The following is an 18,296-nucleotide window of genomic DNA, read 5'->3' as shown; positions in this document are numbered from 1 at the left end:
TACACGCACGCGACCGTATCTCGGACAATGAGTAGCGACGCACAGGAGGCGAACGCGGACCGCCGGAAGTACGAGTTCCGCAAGGTCATCGAGGAACTCAAAGACTTCGAGGGCTCCGGCACCCAGCTCGTCACCATCTACATCCCCGAAGACAGGCAGATCTCCGACGTGGTGGCCCACGTCACGCAGGAACACAGCGAGGCGTCCAACATCAAGTCCAAGCAGACCCGGACCGCCGTCCAAGACGCGCTGACGTCAATCAAGGACCGGCTGCGCTACTACGACACCTTCCCGCCGGAGAACGGCATCGTAATCTTCTCGGGCGCCATCGACGCGGGCGGCGGCCAGACCGACATGGTCACCCGGACGCTGGAGTCGCCCCCCCAGCCGGTCGAGTCGTTCCGGTACCACTGCGACTCGGAGTTCCTCACCGAGCCGCTCGAACACATGCTCGAAGACTCCGGCCTGTTCGGGCTCATCGTCTTGGACCGCCGCGAGGCGAACGTCGGCTGGCTGAAGGGGAAACGCGTCGTGCCCGTCAAGTCCGCCTCCTCGCTCGTCCCCGGCAAACAGCGGAAGGGCGGCCAGTCCGCCCAGCGGTTCGCCCGTCTGCGCCTAGAGGCCATCGACAACTTCTACCAGGAGGTCGCGGGGATGGCCAACGACCTGTTCGTCGACAAGCGCCACGAGCTCGACGGCATCCTCGTCGGCGGTCCCTCGCCCACGAAAGACGAGTTCCTCGACGGCGACTACCTCCACCACGAGCTCCAAGACAAGGTGCTCGGCAAGTTCGACGTCGCCTACACCGACGAGTCCGGGCTGAAAGACCTCGTCGACGCGGGCCAGGAGGCGCTCGCCGACCAGGAGATCGTTCAGGACAAAAACGACATGGAGGAGTTCTTCGAGAAGCTCAACACCGGTCAGGAGGCCACCTACGGCTTCGAGCAGACCCGCCGGAACCTGATCATGGGCTCCGTTGACCGCCTGCTCATCTCCGAGGACCTCCGCTCGGACGTCGTCGTCTACGAGTGTCCGAACGAGCACGAGGAGTACGAGGTGGTCGACGCCCGCCACTCGACGCCCGACCACGAGTGTAGCGAGTGCGGCGAGGAGGCCGCGGTCGACGAGCGCGAGGACGTCATCGAACACCTGATGGCCATCGCGGAACAGCGCGGCACCGAGACCCGGTTCATCTCCACCGACTTCGAGAAGGGCGAACAGCTGCTCGACGCGTTCGGCGGGATCGCCGGCATCCTGCGGTACTCCACCGGCGTCTAAGGCGGACCGCCGTCTCTCGAATTAGCGGCTTCCTCGCGAGAAAACGTCTCCCGTGACAGCCCTCACTGCTGTTCCGGTTCGACCGGCGTCGACGCGATCTCCAGGCACGCGCAGGCGTCGGACTCGGGGTCGAAACAGTCCGGACACTCCGGCTGTCGGTCGATGATCGTGTCGAGCCGCTCCGCGACCGTGTCGTCGATGACCGCCTCCAACTCGCGGGCCTCGGCTCGGAAGTCCTCGACGGCGAGGACGTTCGCGAGGAAGCGCTCGATGATACAGTAGGTCTGGAGCGCGTCTCGGGCCCTGATGATGCCGTCGTCGGTGAGGCGAACGCCCTTGTACTTCTCGTGTTCCGCGAGACCGCGCTCTTCGAGCTTGCCGATCATCTCGTTCGCGCTCGCCGGGCTGACGTCCAGCGCGTCGGCGATCGCGCCGGTCGAGGCGGGGCCGTCCTCCTGCTCCTGTACGACGTATATGGTTTTGAGGTACTGGTCTGCGGTGTTCACGGTGCTCCTCCGTCGGCGGTCGTCCTCGACTCGGTCCCTCGACTCATCGTCGCTCCATGACTGCCGTGACCTCGCTTACCCCGTCGGCCTCCTCGCTCCGGATCGCTTCGAGCGTCGCCACGAGCTCGTCGCGGTCGATCGAGAACTCCGCGTCGGACCCCTCGATCGCCTCGATGAGGTCGTCGTAGAACTTGTACGCCGTTTCCTCGTTGCACAGTTGATCGTACAACACGCCGTCGAAGTCGTCGGGCCGGGTCCGACCGTACCGAGCGTCGACGAGCGACTCTATCTCGTCGAACGGGACGCTGTCGACGCCGAGCCCGTCGATGAGTTCCTCCAATCGCTTGCGGTGTTCGGCGGACTCGTCGGCGGCGTCCGCGAGCAGCGCTTCGACCTCCTCGTCGAGTTCGGCGTCGAGGCTCTGGTAGTGGTGGTGCGCCCGCGCTTCCACGACCTCCTCTAGCACGATCCCGATCTGGAGGAGGCGCGCGAGCTGGTCGTCGGACGCCACGCGCGTTCCGACGCTCATCGTCGTCCCCGGCTCGATACGCCCGTTCGCATACGTACACAGTTCAGCGCCTCTGTGACTTAAGCGGTTCCCTCGCCCACCCGCCGGACGCGGCCGCGTCCCGGGCTGCGCGGCTCGGTCGTCGTCTCGACGAACTATCCGAAAAATACCGGAGATCCGCGCCCGAAAGCGCGGTTACTGGAGCCGCTCGAAGACGAGTTCCTTGACGTCGTCGCGGAACTCGTCGACCGCGATCTCCTCTAATACCGGCACGAAAAAGCCCTCGACGAGCATGTTCCGGGCCGTCAGCGAGTCGATCGACCGACTCTCGAGGTAGAACAGGTCCTCGGCGTCGACCTGGCCGACCGTGGCCGAGTGCGACGCCTCGGTGTCGTGGTTGTGGATGATCAGCTTCGGCGACGCGTCGGCCTCGGCGTCGTCCGACAGCATCAGCGTGTTCTCGCGCTGGTAGCTGGACGTGTTCCACGCGTCCTCCCCGACGTCCTGAACGCCCTCGTAGACGGAGCGAGCCACGTCGTCGAGCACGCCGCGGGTGACGAGGTCGGCCGTCGTCTGCTCGGCCTGGTGCCACACGCGGGCGTTGATGTCGAAGTGCTGGTCGTCGGTGCCGAAGAACGTCCCGACGATCTGGCTCTCGGAGCCGTCGCCGTTGAGTTCGGTCTCGACGTCGGAGCGGGTGAGCTTCGACCCGAAGTTGCTCTCGATCCAGTCGATCGTCGCGTACGTGTCCGTCACGCCGCGCTTCAGCGAGTAGGTGTACGCGTCCGAGTCGAGGTTCTGGAGCGAGCCGAACTGGACGTTCGAGTTCTCGCCCGCGACGACCTCGACGAGGTTCGAGAAGTACCGGTCGCCGTCGACGCTTTCCGAGGCGGCGGCCTCGCTATCGCCCGACTCGATCGATTCGAGGATCGTCACCGACGACGACTCCTCGGCGACGACGAGCGTCTGGCTGAACAGCGAGCGGGAGTTCATCTCCGCGCGCACCTTCACGTCCTCGACGTCGACGCCCTCGGGGACGTAGACGAACGTGCCGGTGGTGAACAGCGCGACCGACAGCGCCGTGAGGTAGTTGTGCTCGGGATCGAGCACGGAGCCGAAGTTGGCCTCGATGACGTCGCCGTACTCTTCGAGCGCCTCGGTGAACGGGAGGACGACCGCCTCGTCGTCGCCCGCCGTCCGCTCCGTCGCGTCCGACTGGTTCAGCGGGTCGACGAGCGACTCGAAGTCCAGCGCCTCCAGGTCCGTCCAGCGGCGCCCCGGCGTCTGGATGACGTCGGGCAGGTCGGCGGTCTCCAGCGCGGCGAGCGCGTTCAGACGGGTCTCCAAGAGCCACTCGGGCTCGTCGCGTTCGTCGGCGATGCGTCGTACCGTGTCCTCCGAGAGGCTCTCGATTGCTTGCGTGCTCATGTTATCCGAGCGAACCTTCCATCTCCAGCTCGACGAGCCGGTTCAGCTCGACGGCGTACTCGATCGGCAGTTCCTCCGTGATCGGCTCGATGAACCCGGAGACGATCATCTGTTTCGCGTCGTCGTCGTCGAGGCCGCGCGACTGGAGGTAGAAGACGTCCTCGTCGCCGATCTTCCCGACGGTCGCCTCGTGGGCGACGTCGACCTTCGACTCGTTGATCTCCATGTACGGCATCGTGTCCGAGGTCGACTCGTTGTCGAACATCAGCGCGTCACACTCCACGGCGGTCGAGGAGTTCTCGGCGCCGTCGGCGATGTGGACGAGGCCGCGGTAGTTGGTGCGGCCGCCGTCCTTCGCGATCGACTTCGACTCGACGGTGGACTTCGTCTCCGGCGCGTTGTGGTACACCTTCGCGCCGGTGTCGATGTCCTGGCCCTCGCCGGCGAAGGCGATGGTGATGTGGTTGTCGGAGGCGCCGCGGCCCTTCAGGATCGTCGACGGGTACAGCATCGTCGCCTTCGACCCCATCGACCCCGAAATCCATTCCATGCGCCCGCCCTTCTCGGCGATGGCGCGCTTGGTGTTCAGGTTGTACGTGTTCTTCGACCAGTTCTGCACCGTGGAGTACTGGACGTGGGCGTCCTCGCCGACGAACACCTCGACGCCGCCCGAGTGGAGGTTGAACGCCGAGTACTTCGGCGCGGAACAGCCCTCGATGTAGTGGACCTCCGAGCCCTCCTCGGCGATGATGAGCGTGTGCTCGAACTGGCCCATTCCCTCGGAGTTCATCCGGAAGTACGCCTGGACCGGCATGTCGACGGTGGTGTTTTCGGGGACGTAGACGAACGAGCCGCCGGACCAGATGGCGCCGTGAAGCGCCGCGAACTTGTTGTCGCTCGGGGGGACGCACTTCGTCATGAAGTGCTCGCGGACGAGTTCCTCGTGCTCTTGGACCGCCTCGTCCATGTTACAGAAGATGACGCCCTTCTCCTCCCAGCGCTCCTGCATGTTCTGGTAGACGACTTCCGACTCGTACTGGGCGCCGACGCCGGAGAGCGCGTTCTTCTCGGCCTCGGGGATGCCCAGTTTGTCGAAGGTGTCTTTGATCTCGTCGGGGAGTTCGGTCCAGTCGTCGACGCCGGCGCGGACGTCGACGTCCGGCCGGATGTACGGGATGATCTCGTCGACGTCGACCTCGCTCAGGTCCGGCTGGCCGGGCCAGTCGGTCGGCATCGGCATCTGCTGGAACTGTTCGAGCGCGCGCAGTCGGCGCTCCAACATCCACTCCGGCTCGTCTTTGTCCTCCGAGATGACGCGGACCGTCTCCTCGGTGAGGCCCTTTTCGCTTTTGAAGGCGGACTTCTCCTCCTTCTTGAATTCGAAGCGGGCCTCAGTGTCTGTCTCTTTCAGTTCGTCCTGTTGTGAGCTCATAGTGTGTTGTTACGGATTTCCGTGTTTACGTGTGTCGCGTGCCCGGATTCGGTTACGCCGTCTCGAAGGCGTCCTCGCGGACCCAGTCGTACCCCTCGTCCTCGAGCTTCTCGGCGAGTTCCGCGCCGCCGCTCTTGACGACTTCGCCGTCGAGCATTACGTGGACGTGGTCGGGTTCGACGTAGTCGAGGATGCGCTGGTAGTGGGTGATCTGGAGGATACCCGTGCCCTGCTCGTCGCGGAGCGCGTTGATCCCCTTCGAGACGTCCTGAAGGCGGTCGATGTCGAGCCCGGAGTCGATCTCGTCGAGCACGGCGACGCTCGGCTCCAACATTGCTGCCTGAAGGACCTCGTTCTGCTTCTTCTCGCCGCCGGAGAAGCCGGCGTTGAGGTACCGCTGCATGAACTTCTCGTCCATGTCGAGCAGCTCCATCTTCTCGGAGAGGATCTCCTGGAACTCGGCGACGCCGATTTCGCCGTCGTCCGCCGGCCCCTCCATCGGAGAGGTCTCGTACCCCTCCTCGTCGTCATCGTCGGCCTCGGCCGACTCCTCGTCTTCGTCCTCGAACAGCTCCTCCCGCTCGTCCGCCTTCGCGTTGAGCGCCTGTCGGAGGAAGTTCGTCATGGTAACCCCCTCGATCTCGGCGGGGTACTGGAACCCGAGGAAGATGCCGAGCGCGGCGCGCTCGTTGGGTTCGAGCTCGAGCAGCTCCCAGCTGTAGTCGTCATCGTCGAGGTCGGCGTCGATGTCTTCGACGTCCGCCTCTTCGAGGTGGAGCGTGATCGACCCGTCGGTCACCTCGTAGGCCGGATGGCCGGCGATCACCTTCGCCAGCGTCGATTTCCCGGAGCCGTTCGGACCCATCAGCGCGTGGATGTCCCCGGATTCGACCGTCAGGTCGACGCCGCGGAGGATGCGTTCACCGCCCTCTTCGGCCACTCGTGCCCGAAGGTCGTTGATTTCGAGAGTTGCCATTGTAGTCTCGTGCCTCGTGTGTGTACAGTGTATGTTACTGGGGTTAACGGTTACGAATCTCCACCTCAAAACTCGCAAATCGAATAAGAAATTTTCTACCGATCGAAAACTGCTTTCAGTAGGCGGGCTTCTCGCTCGCCGCCGCTCACATGAACGACCCGAGACCGGTCTGCTCTTGGCCGGTCTTGACCTCCTCCCACGACATGCCGAGCGCCTCTATCACGCGCTCTATCGGTCCTTTCAGCGTCTTGTCCAGCATCTTCTCCCGGTCGATTTCGAACTCCGCCGGCACCTGGTCCGCGTACTCGAAACAGATCACGTCCGGATCGCGTTTGAACTCCCCGTAGAGGGGATCCCGCTGCGGGTCGAGCCCCTCCTCCTCTTCCATCCGCTTCCAGAAGTCCGGATGGACTTTCTCTAAGTAGAGCCGCTTCGGCTTCGATCCGCTCCCGAAGTTCGTCCCGAGCATCAGGTTGGCGTACTTCGCCCCGCGGACCTGCGCGGTCGGAGTCTCGTAGGCGTCGAGCTTCTTGCCGATACCGCCCGGGATCCCGATGTCCTCGACGTCGACGTCGCCGTCGAGCACCCGCGCGATGACGTCCACGAGGTACGCTTTCACCTCCTCCATGTCCGCGTCGATGTCGTCGCCCGTGACGATCGTCTCGATGACGTTCTGCTGGACCTCCTTCGTGATACCGGCGATGTCCGAGCGCTTGTACTCGAAGCCGGTGATGTCGATGTCGTCGACGTCTTTCCCTTCCTTCCAGACGATGTGGCCCGCGTACCGCTTCTTCTTGCCCGCCTGGAAGAAGCGCCGGTAGAGCTTCTCGAACTCGATCTGGAAGCGATGGAATTCGGCGTTCAGCTCGTCGCGCGCGAAGTCGTCGTAGCGCTCGTTGATGTGGTCCTCGATCTCGAAGGAGGTCTCGATCGCCTCCTCCTTCGACATGTCAGATAAAGATAACATGACGCTGTCAGTATCTCCATAAGCCACCTGATAATTAAGCTCCTCTGCGGCCTCCTCCGTGAAATCGATGACCTCGCGACCGGTCGCTGTGACGGCCGCTGCGCCCTCTTTGTCGTAGAGACGGAACCGATCCCATCCCGTCACGCCGTACAGAGAATTCATAATAACCTTGACAGATGCCTGCTGTCGGTCGTACTGCTCGTACGGCTCGGTGCCGGGCTCGTGGTCGTTCCGGAGGGCCTTTTTCTCCTCGCGCTCGGAGAGCAGTTCGTCGACCATCTCGCGCATGATCCCGTCCGGCTGCTTCCGGAAGTGGGTCCCGTTGGGCGCGACGTACGTCTCGCCGTCGTACTCGTCGGGGTCGACCTTCGTCTCCGGGCCGGCGTTGATCGTCACCATACACATCGGGTAGAGGCTCTTCAGGTCCTGGACCGTCACCATCTCCTTGACGCCCGTGATCGGGTCGAAGACGGCGCCGCCCTCGAAGTCCTCGGACTCCTGTTGGCCCTTCGTCGGGAGCGCGAACTTCCCGAACGCCTTGTGGAGGACGTACATGTCGACGGTGTCGCCCGGAGTCGGCGCGTCCTCGATCTTACAGCCGACGAAGGTTCGAACCTCGTCCCAGAAGGCGATCACGTCCTGTTTCCGGTCGATCTCGACGCACAGCTCCACGTCGCGGATGCTGTACTCCAGCAGGCGCTCGGGGTCCTGCTCCCAGAGGTCGCCGATGTCGCCGGTGTAGCGCTCCTTGCCGACGCCGAGCTCGCGTTCCCCGACCGCGTCGAGGCGGTACGACTCCAACTCGGTGAACATCGTCCGCTTGTAGGCGTACAGCAGGTCGAACACGACCCGTCCCTTCACGTCCGGGCCGCCCCAGCCGGAGCGCCACACCTCGCCGATGCGGGAGAGCCGGTCGACGTCGAGGTCGTACTGGCTGCCGTCGTCGAGCACCTCCATTCGGTCGAGGACGTACGGCATGTCGAAGTCCTCGAAGTTCCACCCGGTGAGCAGGTCCGGGTCGGTCTCGTCGAGGTACGCGATGAACGCGTCGAGCATCGCGGCCTCCTCCTCGAAGGTGCGGACCTCGAAGTCGAGCGTGTCGCCGCCGTCCTCGGCGTCCACGATACCCTCGTAGTCCGGGAGGCCCTCGGGAGACGGCACCGCCGCTTCGGGAGCGTCGTACAGCCAGACGACGTACTCGTCGTCGTAGGAGTCGTGGCTGGTGAGACAGATGATCGGCTCCTCGCCGTCCTCCGGGAAGCCGCGTCGGTCGTCGACTTCGATGTCGAAGGTGTTCACGCGCATGTCGGCGTCGACCTCGGCGGGTTCGAGGTGCCCCTCGTGGACCTGAATGGTCCCGTCCTCGTCGTCGAGGCGACGCTCCTCGACGCGGATCCCGCCGTTGAGCCCGTTGTCGATCAGAAAGCGGTTCGGGAAGAGGATGTCCGCCTCGAAGCTGGTCGCGAAGTCGTCGCGGATGGACCCCACGTCGCGGGGTGTGCGGGTGACGATCCGAGTGAGCGGCTCGCCGCGGATGCTCTCGTACGGTTCGCCGTCCGGGTCCTCCTCACGGGTCCCGATCACCACGTCGTACTCCTCGACGGGGTCGCGGTCGATGTCGGCCGTGGGGACGTAGAAGTACGGCTCGACGCCGAGGACGCGGAGGTGTTCGACGGCGTCGTGGTCGGCGTCCCCGTCGACGTGTTCCGCGTCCCCGTCGACGTTCTCGGCCGGCCGCCGACCGAACACGTGAACGACCGGGTACTCGTCGCTGCCGTACCCCTCGACGGCGTAGTCGATCTGGGTGATCATCAGCTCGACGGTCCCGGTCGACTCCGGGAACTTCGCCTCGTCCACGTCGACGACGTCGCTGACGTGGCCGCGTCCGCCGCCGGCGACGACGGCCGCCTCCTGTGCGGCGAGGTCCGCTCGTTCGGTTTCAGTGCCGCCGTCGGCTCCGTCGCCCGCGTCTCCGCCCGACGAGAAGTCCGACAGCCCCGACTGAGTCATACCCGTCCTTCGGCGTTACCCGGCTAAAAAACTCGGCTTTCGGGTCCGGCGAGGACTCCCGCCACAGAAAGGCATTTAATGTGTTACGACTTACCAAGGTCTATGTCTTCGGACCCACGTTCCGAACCCCAGGCGGCTCGCCCGGCCGGTCACGACGCGGTCGACGCCGAGGTGGAGGTGTACGAGGACGACGGGAGCGTGGTGCTTTTCGACGCCGCGAACCCGCTCGCGTGGGTCGAAGCGAGCCGAACGGTACGGCTCGCCGACGCGATCTGACGGCGGGTCTTTCGCCCGCCCGACGCCGCTCCGCCGACTAGCCGCCGCGTCACCGCCGAGACCCGCCTCGGTGTTCGGGCCCGGACGGAACCCCTTTGCCCCGGCGCGGCGTACGCCGACGCGTGTTCAGCCTCGACGAGGACGACGAGGGCGAGATCTCCGTCGGCGAGAGCTCAGACGCCGAGCGGGAGATGACGCCCGACATCCCCAAGGCGCCGTCGGTGAAGACGTTCGACGACGCCGGCGACTTCGAAGGGGCGAGCGACGTGGATTCGGGCACCCTCCGCGCGTTCGTCGCCGCCGTCATCTACGCCAACGCCGCCGTCCTCCTCGTCGCGCTCGGTCCGATGGTGTGGTACTTCGAAGGGTGGTCTCGGACCGGTCCCGCACTGCTCGTCGTCGGCCTCCTGGCCGGCGTTCGGACTTACCAGACGTACCGCTCGTGGAACCGATCGCGGGACGACGGCGCGGACTCCGACACGGGCTCTGACGAGTCCGAATCCGAGGCAGAGAGCGATGCGAACGGAGCGGCCGCCGCCGACAGTGAGACGCTCCCTGACGACGAGACCGGTCCCGACGGTGTCGACGATACGGGTTCCGAGTCGGATTCGACCCGCCCGGAAGCGTAATGTCCGACGGCCGCGGCCTTTCACTCATGCAGACGGTTCGCGACGGCGACGGCGACACGTACCTCCTCGTGAAACGCTCCGCCGAGTCGAGTCGCGTACGCGACCCCGACACCGGCGCTGAGCGGTACGTCGACAACGGCGACCTCACCGTCGTCGACGGCGAGTCACCCCTCGAAACCGCCGCCTCGGGCGTCCCGGAACCGGTCCGTCGAACTCTCGGTGCGGTCCGTGACGACCGGTCGCTCGGCCTCCTCGCCGTGATCGTCGACGCGGGACCGATCGCCGCCATCGACCTCCTCGACGCCGCCGACATGTGCGAGTCCGACCTCCACGGCGCGGTCACGACGTTCCGCGCGGCCGGCCTCGTCGAGGAAGTCGAGGTCGCGGGACAGCGCGGGTACGAACCGACTCCGGTCGCGGTCGAGGCGATGGGCTCGCTGCGGGGCGACGCCGGCGCCGGAGCCGACCACTGACGCGGAAGCCGATCGTGGACCCGAGCTCAGTCGTCGGCGAGCGACGCGACGCCGAGCTCCGCCGCGTCCTCGCGGCGCACGGTCGAGCGGTTCGAGCGGGGGTCCTTCTCGACGGTGACCAGTTCGTCGGCGGCGCCGACCAGTTCGTCGTCGTGGCTCACGATGATAATCTGACGCACCCCGAAACCGCGCATCTCCTCGACGAGGCGCACCAGCCGCGAGACGTGGCCGGAATCGAGGAACACGGTCGGTTCGTCCAGGATGAGCGGCGGCGTCGGCGCGGCCCCCTCGATCCCCTCCGAGAGCAGCCGGTAGATCGCACACCGGAGCGAGAGGTTGAACAGGGCGCGCTCGCCGCCTGATAGCTGCTCCGGGTCGAGCGGTTCGCCGTCCTTCTGGTAGACGGTGAGGACGTACTCGCCGTCGAGCTCGATGTGCGAGTAGGCGTCGTTACCGTAGACGAGTTCGAACGTCTCGTTGAGGGTGCGTTCGAGCTCGGTGACGTTGCGCTGGCGGAGCTCCGCGCGCAGGTCGGCGTACATCGACTCCAGTTCGCTCGTCTCGTCGTGGAGCGTTTCGAGCGCGTCCACCCGCTCTCCGAGCGCCTCACGCTCCTCGCGGCGCTCCGCGAGCTCCGCGAGATCGGCTTTCACGCCGCCGATCGCGTTCTGGAGCTCGGTCCGTCGCTCCTCGAGCCGGTCGAGCTCTTCGGCGACCTTTTCGAGGTACTCCTCGGCGTCCGATTTTCGTCCCTTCGCGTCCTCGACCGCCTCCTCGTCGACCGCTTCCGCGAGCTCGTCGCGGCGGTCGCGCTTGTCGGCGAGCCGATCGCGCCGCTCGTCGTTCACCTCCGCGAGGCTCTCGCGTTTCTCCCGCCGCCGCTCGATCTCGTCTTCCGCGTCGGCGATCGCCGACTGCCGCTCTTCGACGGCCGTCACCGCCTCTCGGGCGTCGTCGACCGCCGCCAGTTCCGCCTCGAGTTCCGTCACACGCTCCGCGGCCGTCTCGGCCTGTCCGCGTTTCTCCGCGGCGACCTCGCGGGTCTCCTCGGCCTCCTCGCGCAGCGCCTCGGCGCGCTCGCGCTTCTCCGCCTCGGCGTCCCGCTCGCGCTCCGCCTCGGCCCGCTTCTCCGCGACCCGCTCTTCGAGCATCTCGACCGTCTCGTCGATCTCGTCGAGCCGGTCCGCGGCGGCCGCGAGGTCGTCGAGTTCGTCGATCCCGTCGTCGAGACTCGCCTCGCGCTCCCGAGTCTCGTTCAGCTCCGACTCCAACTCGGCGACACGCTCGCGGTCCTCGTCGATCCCGCTCGCGTGCGGCGAGTCCTCGACGGGCTGCCCGCACTCGGGACACTTCCCCGCCGCGAGCAGCTCCTCGGCCTCCTCGACGCGCTCGCGGGCGTTCTTCAGCTCCGTCGACAGCTCCGCGATCCGTTCGCGGACCTCGCCGCGCCGCTCGCGCAGCGCGTCGCGCTCGTCGGCCACGCCGTCGCGGTCGACGTCCGCGTCGGCGGCCTCGAACCGCTCGCGCAGGCTCTCCGCCTCCTCGCGGAGCTCCTGGATCGACGACTCGCGCTCGGCGACCTCCTCCGCCGCCGCCTCCGCCGCCGTCGCCGCCTCCTCGGCTTCGGCCTCGATCTCTCCGGCGCGCTCGGTGCGGTCGTCGGCCTTCCCGGCGAGGTTCGTCGCCTGATTGCGGAGCGCCTCGGCGTTCACCCGCTCGTCGTCGAGCTCCTCGCGGACCGCGGCCTCGCGGTCGTCGAGCTCCGACCGGCGCTCGGCGACGGCCTCGTCGGTCGCCGCGTCGAGCCCGGCGTCGTCGAGCCGCTCGTCGATCGCTGACTCGATCTCCGCGATCCGCTCGCGGGTCTCGCGGATCGCGTCGCGATGGTCGTCGCGCTCGCGTTCGGCCGACCGGATCGCCGCTTCGATCTCCTCGATCGCCGCCTCCACCGCCTCCAGCTCCTCGCGCTTCTCGGCGTGAGCCGACAGCGTCTCCGCGGCGGCCTCACGGGTCTCCTTCGCCTGTTCGCGCTGCGTCTCGTACCGGTCGATCTCCTCCGTGACCTCGCCGAGTTCGCTCTCGAGCTCGTTGAGTCGCTCGTGGAGGTCGCGGTCCTCCTTCGCGGCGATCTGCTCGTCGAGCTGGTCGAGCCGACCCCGCCGGTTCTCCAGAACGTCCTCGACGCCGAGCCTGGCGTCGCCGGCGCGCTCGCGGTACTCCTCCAGTTTGCCCAGTTGGAGCAGGTCGTCGATCGTGTCCTGTCGTTCACGGGGCGTCGCGTTGATCAGCTTGTTCACCTCGCCCTGCCGGACGTACGCGCAGTTGACGAACGCCTCCGCGTCCATCCGCAGGAGTTCGCTGACGAACTCTCTGACCGCCCGCGCGCCGTCGCGAGTCACGTCGCTCCCGTCGGTCGATTCGAGCGTACACTTGTGGTCGATCCGTCCGTCGTAGGACTTGAGCCGTCGCTCGACGCGGTAGGAGGTCCCGGCGTGGGTGAACCACAACTCGACCTCGGTCTCCGCTTCGCCGTTCGTGATCACGTCTTCGAGGGTCCCGTCCAGCGCCTTCGACCCGTACAGCGCGAAGAAACAGGCCTCGAGCAGCGACGACTTCCCGCTGCCGTTGAGCCCGTGGATGACAGTTACCCCCTCGGTCAGTCGCAGGTCCGCGTCGCCGTACGGTTTGAAGTTCGTGAGCCGCACGCGGTCGAATTTCACAGGTAGTCCTCCATGGAAACCTGCCCGTCCGTCGACGCCGACCCGGCGTCCGCGGCCTCCTCGGCGGGCGACTCCTCGGCGTCCTCACCTCCGCTGTCGACCTCGCCGTCGTCGGCGTTGACCTCCTCACCTCCGCTTTCATCACCGCCGTCGACCTCGCCGCCGTCGAGGTCGTTCCCGGCGTCACCGTCGAGGTCGTTCCCGGCGTCACCGTCGAGGTCGTTCCCGGCGTCACCGTCGTCGACGGCTTCGTCGGCTGCGTCCGGACTGACCGGATCGAACGCGCCGAGGTCCTCGTCCTCGTCGAGTCGCTCCTCGACCCGGCGTTTCACGGTCTCGCGGACGTTGGTGTCGGGGATCGCCTCCGAGCGGACGGCGCGTTCGACGTCGCGCGTAGCGGTCGAGAGCGACATCTCGTCGAGTCGGTCGCGGACCGCGTCCTCGGGGTCGGCGAAGCTCACGTCCACCTCGCCGTCGGCCTCGACCTCGCGCCGGTCCGCGACGCGGGCGATGAGCGCCCCCTCGTCGGTCGCGAACTCCTCGACTGCGGCCGGCGTCACCGGCTCGCCCTCGCCGGTGACCTCGACGTGAACCACGGCGTCCGCGAGGTCGTACTCGCGTACGCGCTCGCGAACCCGCGACTCGCCTTCGCCCTCGCGCAGTTCGACGGACACGAAGACGAACGGACGCGTGTTGAGCGCGCGGCGCCGGATCTCCACCCGGTCGTCGCCGCCCGCCGCGTCGGCGTCGAAGACGACGACGTTGTAGCCGCGGCCGTCGCGTTCGCTCGCGCTCGCGCGTTCGGTGGAGCCCGGGTACGTGACCCACGTGTCGGCGACCGTGGCGGTGTCCGGCGTGTGGTTGTCGCCGAGCAGCATGGCGTCGAAGTCGACGTCGCTCTCGGCCAGCACCGTCTCCGTGTCCCAGTCGGCGTAGCCGAACGGCTCGAAGAGGCCGTGCGCGACGAGCGCCGCGTGCCTGGCGCCGTGGTCGGCGAAGGCGTAGTCGAGGTCGTCGCGGCGCGACACCGGGACGTGATCGAGGCCGTAGAAGGCCGTGTCGCCCGCGACGACCGGCTCGTCGCCGAGTCGGGTCGCCAGCCCGAGTCGCTCGAAGAGGTCGAGCCACTGTCCGTCTCGGGTCGACTCGTGGTTGCCGACGACCGCGAGGAACGGGATGCCCGCGTCGTCGAGTCGCCGGAGGACCGAGATGGTTCCCATCAGGTCGCGGAGGTCGGGCCGGCGGTCGTGGAAGAGGTCGCCCGCGTGGACGACGGCGTCGACGCCCTCGTCGACCGCGTCGTCGACAACGGCCTCGAACGCGTCGAGGAAGTCCTGTCGCCTGACCGGCGACTGGTACTGCGAGTACCCGATGTGGGTGTCGCCGGTGTGGATCACCCGTGTCATCTGTCCGCGTCTTGGCCGGTGTCGGGCTTATGGATTCCGGGGCCGGAGCGGAAGTGGTCCGCGACGCCGTCAGGGTCTGGGCCCGGATCGCCGCCACCGCCGTTCTCGACGGTGTCGCCGGCCGCGACCCGTCGGAACCGGCGGTACGCGGTGAGCGCCTCGCATCCCCGTTCTGCGGTCGTCTCGTCGCCCGCGCGGTCCGCGGCGTCGACCGCCTCCGCAAGTCGGTCGAGTCCGACCGCGTCGGCGAATCCGGCCGCGCGCCGCAGGTCGCCGCGCGCGGCGTCCGCCTCGTCGATCACGGCGACGTACGGTCGTCTCGCGGTGTCGGTGCGCGTCGCGAGCGCGGCAAGCGCGCGCTTGACGGCGGTAGTCGAGACCACGGGTCGACTCGCGCGATATCGGATAAAAACGGTCGCCGGCCGGACCGGTCGCGCGGCGCTCGGCCGCTCAGACGCCCAGCGAGTACAGGCGCTTGCGAGCGTCGGTGAAAGAGAACCGGGAGTCGACGACGCCCTCGTCTTCGAGCCGCGAGAGCGCGTACCGTACGGTCCGCGGCGGGAGAAGGGTCTCTTCGGCCAGTTCGCTCTGCGTGAGCGTGTCGTTGTAGTCTAACACTTTCGCGACGAGCTTCGCGCTCGGGGGAAGGTCGCGAACGGCCGCCCAGCGATCCGCAGTCCCGTCTTCGGCGGTAACGGCGTCGGTCGTACTCATGCGTGTCTCGATCATTGGGATGCTGTATGATAATATTTACTATCCACTTTCATTACTCTCAAGAATAAACTATCGGACGACGGCGACGCCCGGTCGGGGAACGCTCCGCCGCCGTCGGGCGCCGATGCCGGCGAAACACGCCGCGTCGTGCCCCCACCCGAAACCTCTTATCCGCGAGACGCTTTAAGAGACACAATGAGCGATACGGTCGACGACGTCGACATGCCTTACGACGAGGGTGCGGCGTCGAAACAGGAAAAAATCGACTCCTTACAGGAGCGTCTCGACGTTCTCGAGTCGCAAAACGAGGAGATGCGCGACAAACTCCTCGACGCCAACGCGGAGAACAACAAGTACCAGCAGAAGCTGGAGCGGCTCACCCACGAGAACAAGAAGCTGAAGCAGTCCCCGCTGTTCGTGGCGACGGTCCAAGAGATAACGCCCGACGGCGCCGTGATCAAACAGCACGGCAACAACCAGGAGGCGCTCACCGAGGTCACCGATGAGATGCGCGAGAAGCTCGACCCCGACGACCGCGTCGCGGTCAACAACTCGCTGTCCGTGGTCAAGAAGCTGGAGAAGGAGACCGACGTCCGGGCCCGCGTGATGCAGGTCGAACACTCGCCCGACGTCACCTACGCCGACATCGGCGGGCTCGAAGACCAGATGCAGGAGGTCCGCGAGACCGTCGAGATGCCGCTGGAACACCCCGACATGTTCGAGGACGTCGGCATCCAGCCCCCGAGCGGCGTCCTGCTGTACGGCCCGCCCGGCACCGGCAAGACGATGCTGGCGAAGGCGGTCGCCAACGAGACGGACGCGACGTTCATCAAGATGGCCGGCTCCGAGCTGGTTCACAAGTTCATCGGCGAGGGCGCGAAGCTCGTCCGCGACCTCTTCGAGGTCGCCCGCGAGAACCAGCCCGCGGTCCTCTTCATCGACGAGATCGACGCGATCGCCTCGAAGCGCACGGACTCGAAGACCTCCGGCGACGCCGAGGTCCAGCGCACGATGATGCAGCTGCTCTCCGAGATGGACGGCTTCGACGAGCGCGGCGAGGTCCGGATCATCGCCGCGACCAACCGCTTCGACATGCTCGACCCCGCGATCTTGCGTCCCGGCCGGTTCGACCGCCTCATCGAGGTGCCGAAGCCGAACACCGACGGCCGCGAGATCATCTTCCAGATCCACACTCGGAACATGAACCTCGCAGACGGGATCGACTTCACCGAGCTGGCCGAGCTGACGCCCGACGCCTCCGGCGCCGACATCAAGGCGATGTGTACGGAGGCCGGGATGTTCGCCATCCGCGACGACCGCACGGAGATCACGCTCACCGACTTCCTCGAAGCCAACGAGAAGCTCCGGAAGGACGACGAGACCAACGTCGACGACTCGCTGGCGTTCGCCTGATCGGAGCCGGTCCCGCTCCCGTCACCGGGTCACTCGTTTCTCCGCGCTCGCTTTCTCGATCCCTTCAGCGCGCTCGCTTTCTCGATCCCTTCAGCGCGCTCGTCACTCGCCTTTGCCTCGCAGTCGAGCCGCTCGCCTACAGCGTCGCGACGGCGAGGTACGGGACGATGAAGAACAACAGGAACACCAGCCCGACCGCGATCCCGTAGCCGACGCCCACGCCGATCAGCGCCCGCCAGCCGTCGTCGACCGCGATGTCGATGCTCATACCACACCCACCGCGAGCCGCGAAGTTAAATCCGCCCGCTCGCTCGCGACGGCCACCCTCGAACCGCCGGTCGGACCGGAAGCCGCCGATCCCGATCCGGTCACACGTCGCCGGCCATCGCCCGGAACAGTCCGTCGGCGAGGGCGTCGCGGTCGACGGTCTCCGACCCCGCTTCTCCGGTGGGGTCGATCGCCGGTTCGATCGTCCCGCCGCCCATCCGGGAGTGACCGCCGCCGTTCCCGCTGTCGACGTCGTCCAGTACCGCCCCGATGGCGTTGCCCATGTGAACGCGGTCGTCTCGCGACCGCCCCGAGAGGTGGACCGTTCCCTCCCGCTCGCCGATCACCACGACCGCGCTGACGCCCTCCAGCTGTATCAGCTCGTCCGCCGCCTGCGGGATGGCGTCGACGTTGTTCACGCCGCCCACGTCCGCGACCGCGAACGACCCCTCGACGCGTCGTCCCGCAATCGCTCGGGCCTTCACCTCCAGCACCTCCGCGTCGACCGCGGGGTTCGCGATCCGGTCGAGCCGGTCCTGGTCGACGCCGGGGTAGAGGTACGCCGCCGCCGCGAAGTCCGGTTCGCTGGCCCCGACGGTGAGGTGTTTCGTGTCGGCCAAGATCCCGTACAGCAGCCCCGTCGCCGTGTCGGTCGACAGCGTCAGGTCGCTGCCCGTCTCGCTCGCGTGCTTGTCCGGCGGGACCGGCACCGCGTCGTTGTCCTGGAAGTACTCCGCGACGACCGAGGCGCTCGCCCCGTAGTCCGTCCGCACGTCGGTGAACGCCTCGCCGGCGCCGTCTCCGGGATGGTGGTCGACGACGGCCATCGGCAGCACGCCGTCGGCGCCGGCGAACCCCCGGGGCTCGTTGTGATCGACCAAGACGACCGACTCGGCCGCGAGGTCGCTCACGTGCTCTATCGGCTCCAGTTCAAGGTCCAGGACGGTTCGGAACGCCCGGTTCTCCTGGTGCCGGATCTGGCCCGGATACTGGATGGTCGCGTCGACGTCCACCTGGTCGGCCAGGGAGGCCACCCCGACGGCGGCCGACATCGCGTCCGGGTCGGGGTTCGGATGCATCAGCACCGTGATCTCGTCTTCGGCGGCCAACAGCCGACGGAACCTGATGCCCGGCGTCCGCCGAACGCGGAACACGACGACGGCGACTCCGACGACGATAAGCAGGACGAGCGCCACGCCGACGGCGATCTCCGGGTTCTGCCGGGCCATGGCTTCCGCCTGCGAGAACCGGTCGCCGGCCGCGCTCATCGCTCGCATGCGTTGTGGCCAGTCG

Annotated in this window: 17 protein-coding genes; 5 read left to right on the top strand and 12 right to left on the bottom strand. The window is 67.0% G+C overall.

Annotated elements, in window-relative coordinates:
• Window positions 1-27 precede the first annotated feature (27 nt).
• Window positions 28-1,278, top strand: a complete 1,251-nt coding sequence (gene prf1, locus ACZ5KW_RS02445) for a peptide chain release factor aRF-1 (protein WP_343779550.1) — start codon at window positions 28-30, stop codon at window positions 1,276-1,278.
• A 62-nt stretch (window positions 1,279-1,340) separates the two neighbouring features.
• On the opposite strand, the gene ACZ5KW_RS02440 is transcribed toward prf1, so the two are convergent.
• The 6 genes from ACZ5KW_RS02440 to ACZ5KW_RS02415 all read right to left on the bottom strand — a co-directional run bounded on the left by ACZ5KW_RS02440 (window position 1,341) and on the right by ACZ5KW_RS02415 (window position 9,105).
• Window positions 1,341-1,784 (bottom strand): metal-dependent transcriptional regulator, encoded by a 444-nt coding sequence (locus tag ACZ5KW_RS02440; RefSeq protein ID WP_343779548.1) that lies wholly within the window; start codon window positions 1,782-1,784, stop codon window positions 1,341-1,343.
• A 43-nt stretch (window positions 1,785-1,827) separates the two neighbouring features.
• Entirely contained in the window at window positions 1,828-2,313 is a 486-nt protein-coding gene (locus ACZ5KW_RS02435; RefSeq protein ID WP_343779546.1) for a ferritin-like domain-containing protein, read from the bottom strand.
• Window positions 2,314-2,487: 174 nt separating this feature from the next.
• The gene (sufD, locus tag ACZ5KW_RS02430) at window positions 2,488-3,720 is read right to left on the bottom strand and encodes a Fe-S cluster assembly protein SufD (protein WP_343779544.1); all 1,233 of its coding nucleotides are present in this window, start codon (window positions 3,718-3,720) and stop codon (window positions 2,488-2,490) included.
• Window position 3,721: 1 nt separating this feature from the next.
• Window positions 3,722-5,152, bottom strand: a complete 1,431-nt coding sequence (gene sufB / locus ACZ5KW_RS02425; RefSeq protein ID WP_343779542.1) for a Fe-S cluster assembly protein SufB — start codon at window positions 5,150-5,152, stop codon at window positions 3,722-3,724.
• A gap of 52 nt (window positions 5,153-5,204) precedes the next feature.
• A complete protein-coding gene (locus ACZ5KW_RS02420) occupies window positions 5,205-6,128 on the bottom strand; it encodes an ABC transporter ATP-binding protein (protein ID WP_343779541.1) in 924 nt (307 codons plus the stop codon).
• Window positions 6,129-6,273: 145 nt separating this feature from the next.
• Complete coding sequence (locus ACZ5KW_RS02415) at window positions 6,274-9,105, bottom strand: DNA-directed DNA polymerase (RefSeq protein ID WP_343779538.1); 2,832 nt, start codon at window positions 9,103-9,105, stop codon at window positions 6,274-6,276.
• A 102-nt stretch (window positions 9,106-9,207) separates the two neighbouring features.
• Here ACZ5KW_RS02415 and ACZ5KW_RS02410 point away from each other — a divergent pair, with 102 nt between their 5' ends.
• The 3 genes from ACZ5KW_RS02410 (at window position 9,208) to ACZ5KW_RS02400 (ending at window position 10,483) form a co-directional block, all read left to right on the top strand.
• Window positions 9,208-9,381, top strand: a complete 174-nt coding sequence (locus tag ACZ5KW_RS02410; protein WP_343779536.1) for a DUF7331 family protein — start codon at window positions 9,208-9,210, stop codon at window positions 9,379-9,381.
• A gap of 122 nt (window positions 9,382-9,503) precedes the next feature.
• Window positions 9,504-10,010, top strand: coding sequence for a DUF7322 domain-containing protein (locus ACZ5KW_RS02405; protein ID WP_343779533.1), 507 nt, complete (start codon window positions 9,504-9,506; stop codon window positions 10,008-10,010).
• Between the two features lie 26 nt (window positions 10,011-10,036).
• Entirely contained in the window at window positions 10,037-10,483 is a 447-nt protein-coding gene (locus ACZ5KW_RS02400) for a DUF7346 family protein (RefSeq protein ID WP_343779530.1), read from the top strand.
• A gap of 26 nt (window positions 10,484-10,509) precedes the next feature.
• Here the strand turns inward: ACZ5KW_RS02400 and rad50 are convergent, their stop codons facing one another.
• From rad50 to ACZ5KW_RS02380, 4 genes are all read right to left on the bottom strand, one after another.
• On the bottom strand, window positions 10,510-13,203 hold the full coding sequence (gene rad50, locus ACZ5KW_RS02395) for a DNA double-strand break repair ATPase Rad50 (RefSeq protein ID WP_343779528.1): 2,694 nt from the start codon (window positions 13,201-13,203) through the stop codon (window positions 10,510-10,512).
• Window positions 13,200-14,609 (bottom strand): DNA double-strand break repair protein Mre11, encoded by a 1,410-nt coding sequence (mre11, locus tag ACZ5KW_RS02390; protein WP_343779526.1) that lies wholly within the window; start codon window positions 14,607-14,609, stop codon window positions 13,200-13,202. Before mre11 ends, rad50 begins: the two co-directional genes overlap by 4 nt.
• Window positions 14,606-14,992 (bottom strand): hypothetical protein, encoded by a 387-nt coding sequence (locus ACZ5KW_RS02385; RefSeq protein WP_343779523.1) that lies wholly within the window; start codon window positions 14,990-14,992, stop codon window positions 14,606-14,608. The genes mre11 and ACZ5KW_RS02385 overlap by 4 nt, the downstream gene beginning before the upstream one ends.
• Before the next feature lie 67 nt (window positions 14,993-15,059).
• Window positions 15,060-15,323: a helix-turn-helix domain-containing protein gene (locus tag ACZ5KW_RS02380; RefSeq protein WP_343779520.1), complete on the bottom strand. Its 264-nt coding sequence runs from the start codon at window positions 15,321-15,323 to the stop codon at window positions 15,060-15,062.
• A gap of 195 nt (window positions 15,324-15,518) precedes the next feature.
• On the opposite strand from ACZ5KW_RS02380, the gene pan1 reads away from it, so the two are divergent.
• Window positions 15,519-16,736, top strand: a complete 1,218-nt coding sequence (pan1, locus tag ACZ5KW_RS02375) for a proteasome-activating nucleotidase Pan1 (RefSeq protein ID WP_343779517.1) — start codon at window positions 15,519-15,521, stop codon at window positions 16,734-16,736.
• 136 nt (window positions 16,737-16,872) lie between these two features.
• Here the strand turns inward: pan1 and ACZ5KW_RS02370 are convergent, their stop codons facing one another.
• Together ACZ5KW_RS02370 and ACZ5KW_RS02365 are read right to left on the bottom strand one after the other, a co-directional pair.
• Window positions 16,873-17,004 carry a hypothetical protein gene (locus tag ACZ5KW_RS02370; RefSeq protein ID WP_343779514.1) on the bottom strand — a complete coding sequence of 44 codons (132 nt, stop codon included), beginning with the start codon at window positions 17,002-17,004 and terminating at the stop codon, window positions 16,873-16,875.
• A 100-nt stretch (window positions 17,005-17,104) separates the two neighbouring features.
• Entirely contained in the window at window positions 17,105-18,280 is a 1,176-nt protein-coding gene (locus ACZ5KW_RS02365; protein WP_343779511.1) for a DHH family phosphoesterase, read from the bottom strand.
• Window positions 18,281-18,296: the final 16 nt, after the last annotated feature.

The organism is Halorubrum ejinorense (assembly GCF_055389685.1).
The sequence above is the reverse complement of the archived record's forward strand: the minus strand, read 5'-3'. Positions and strand labels throughout refer to the sequence as shown.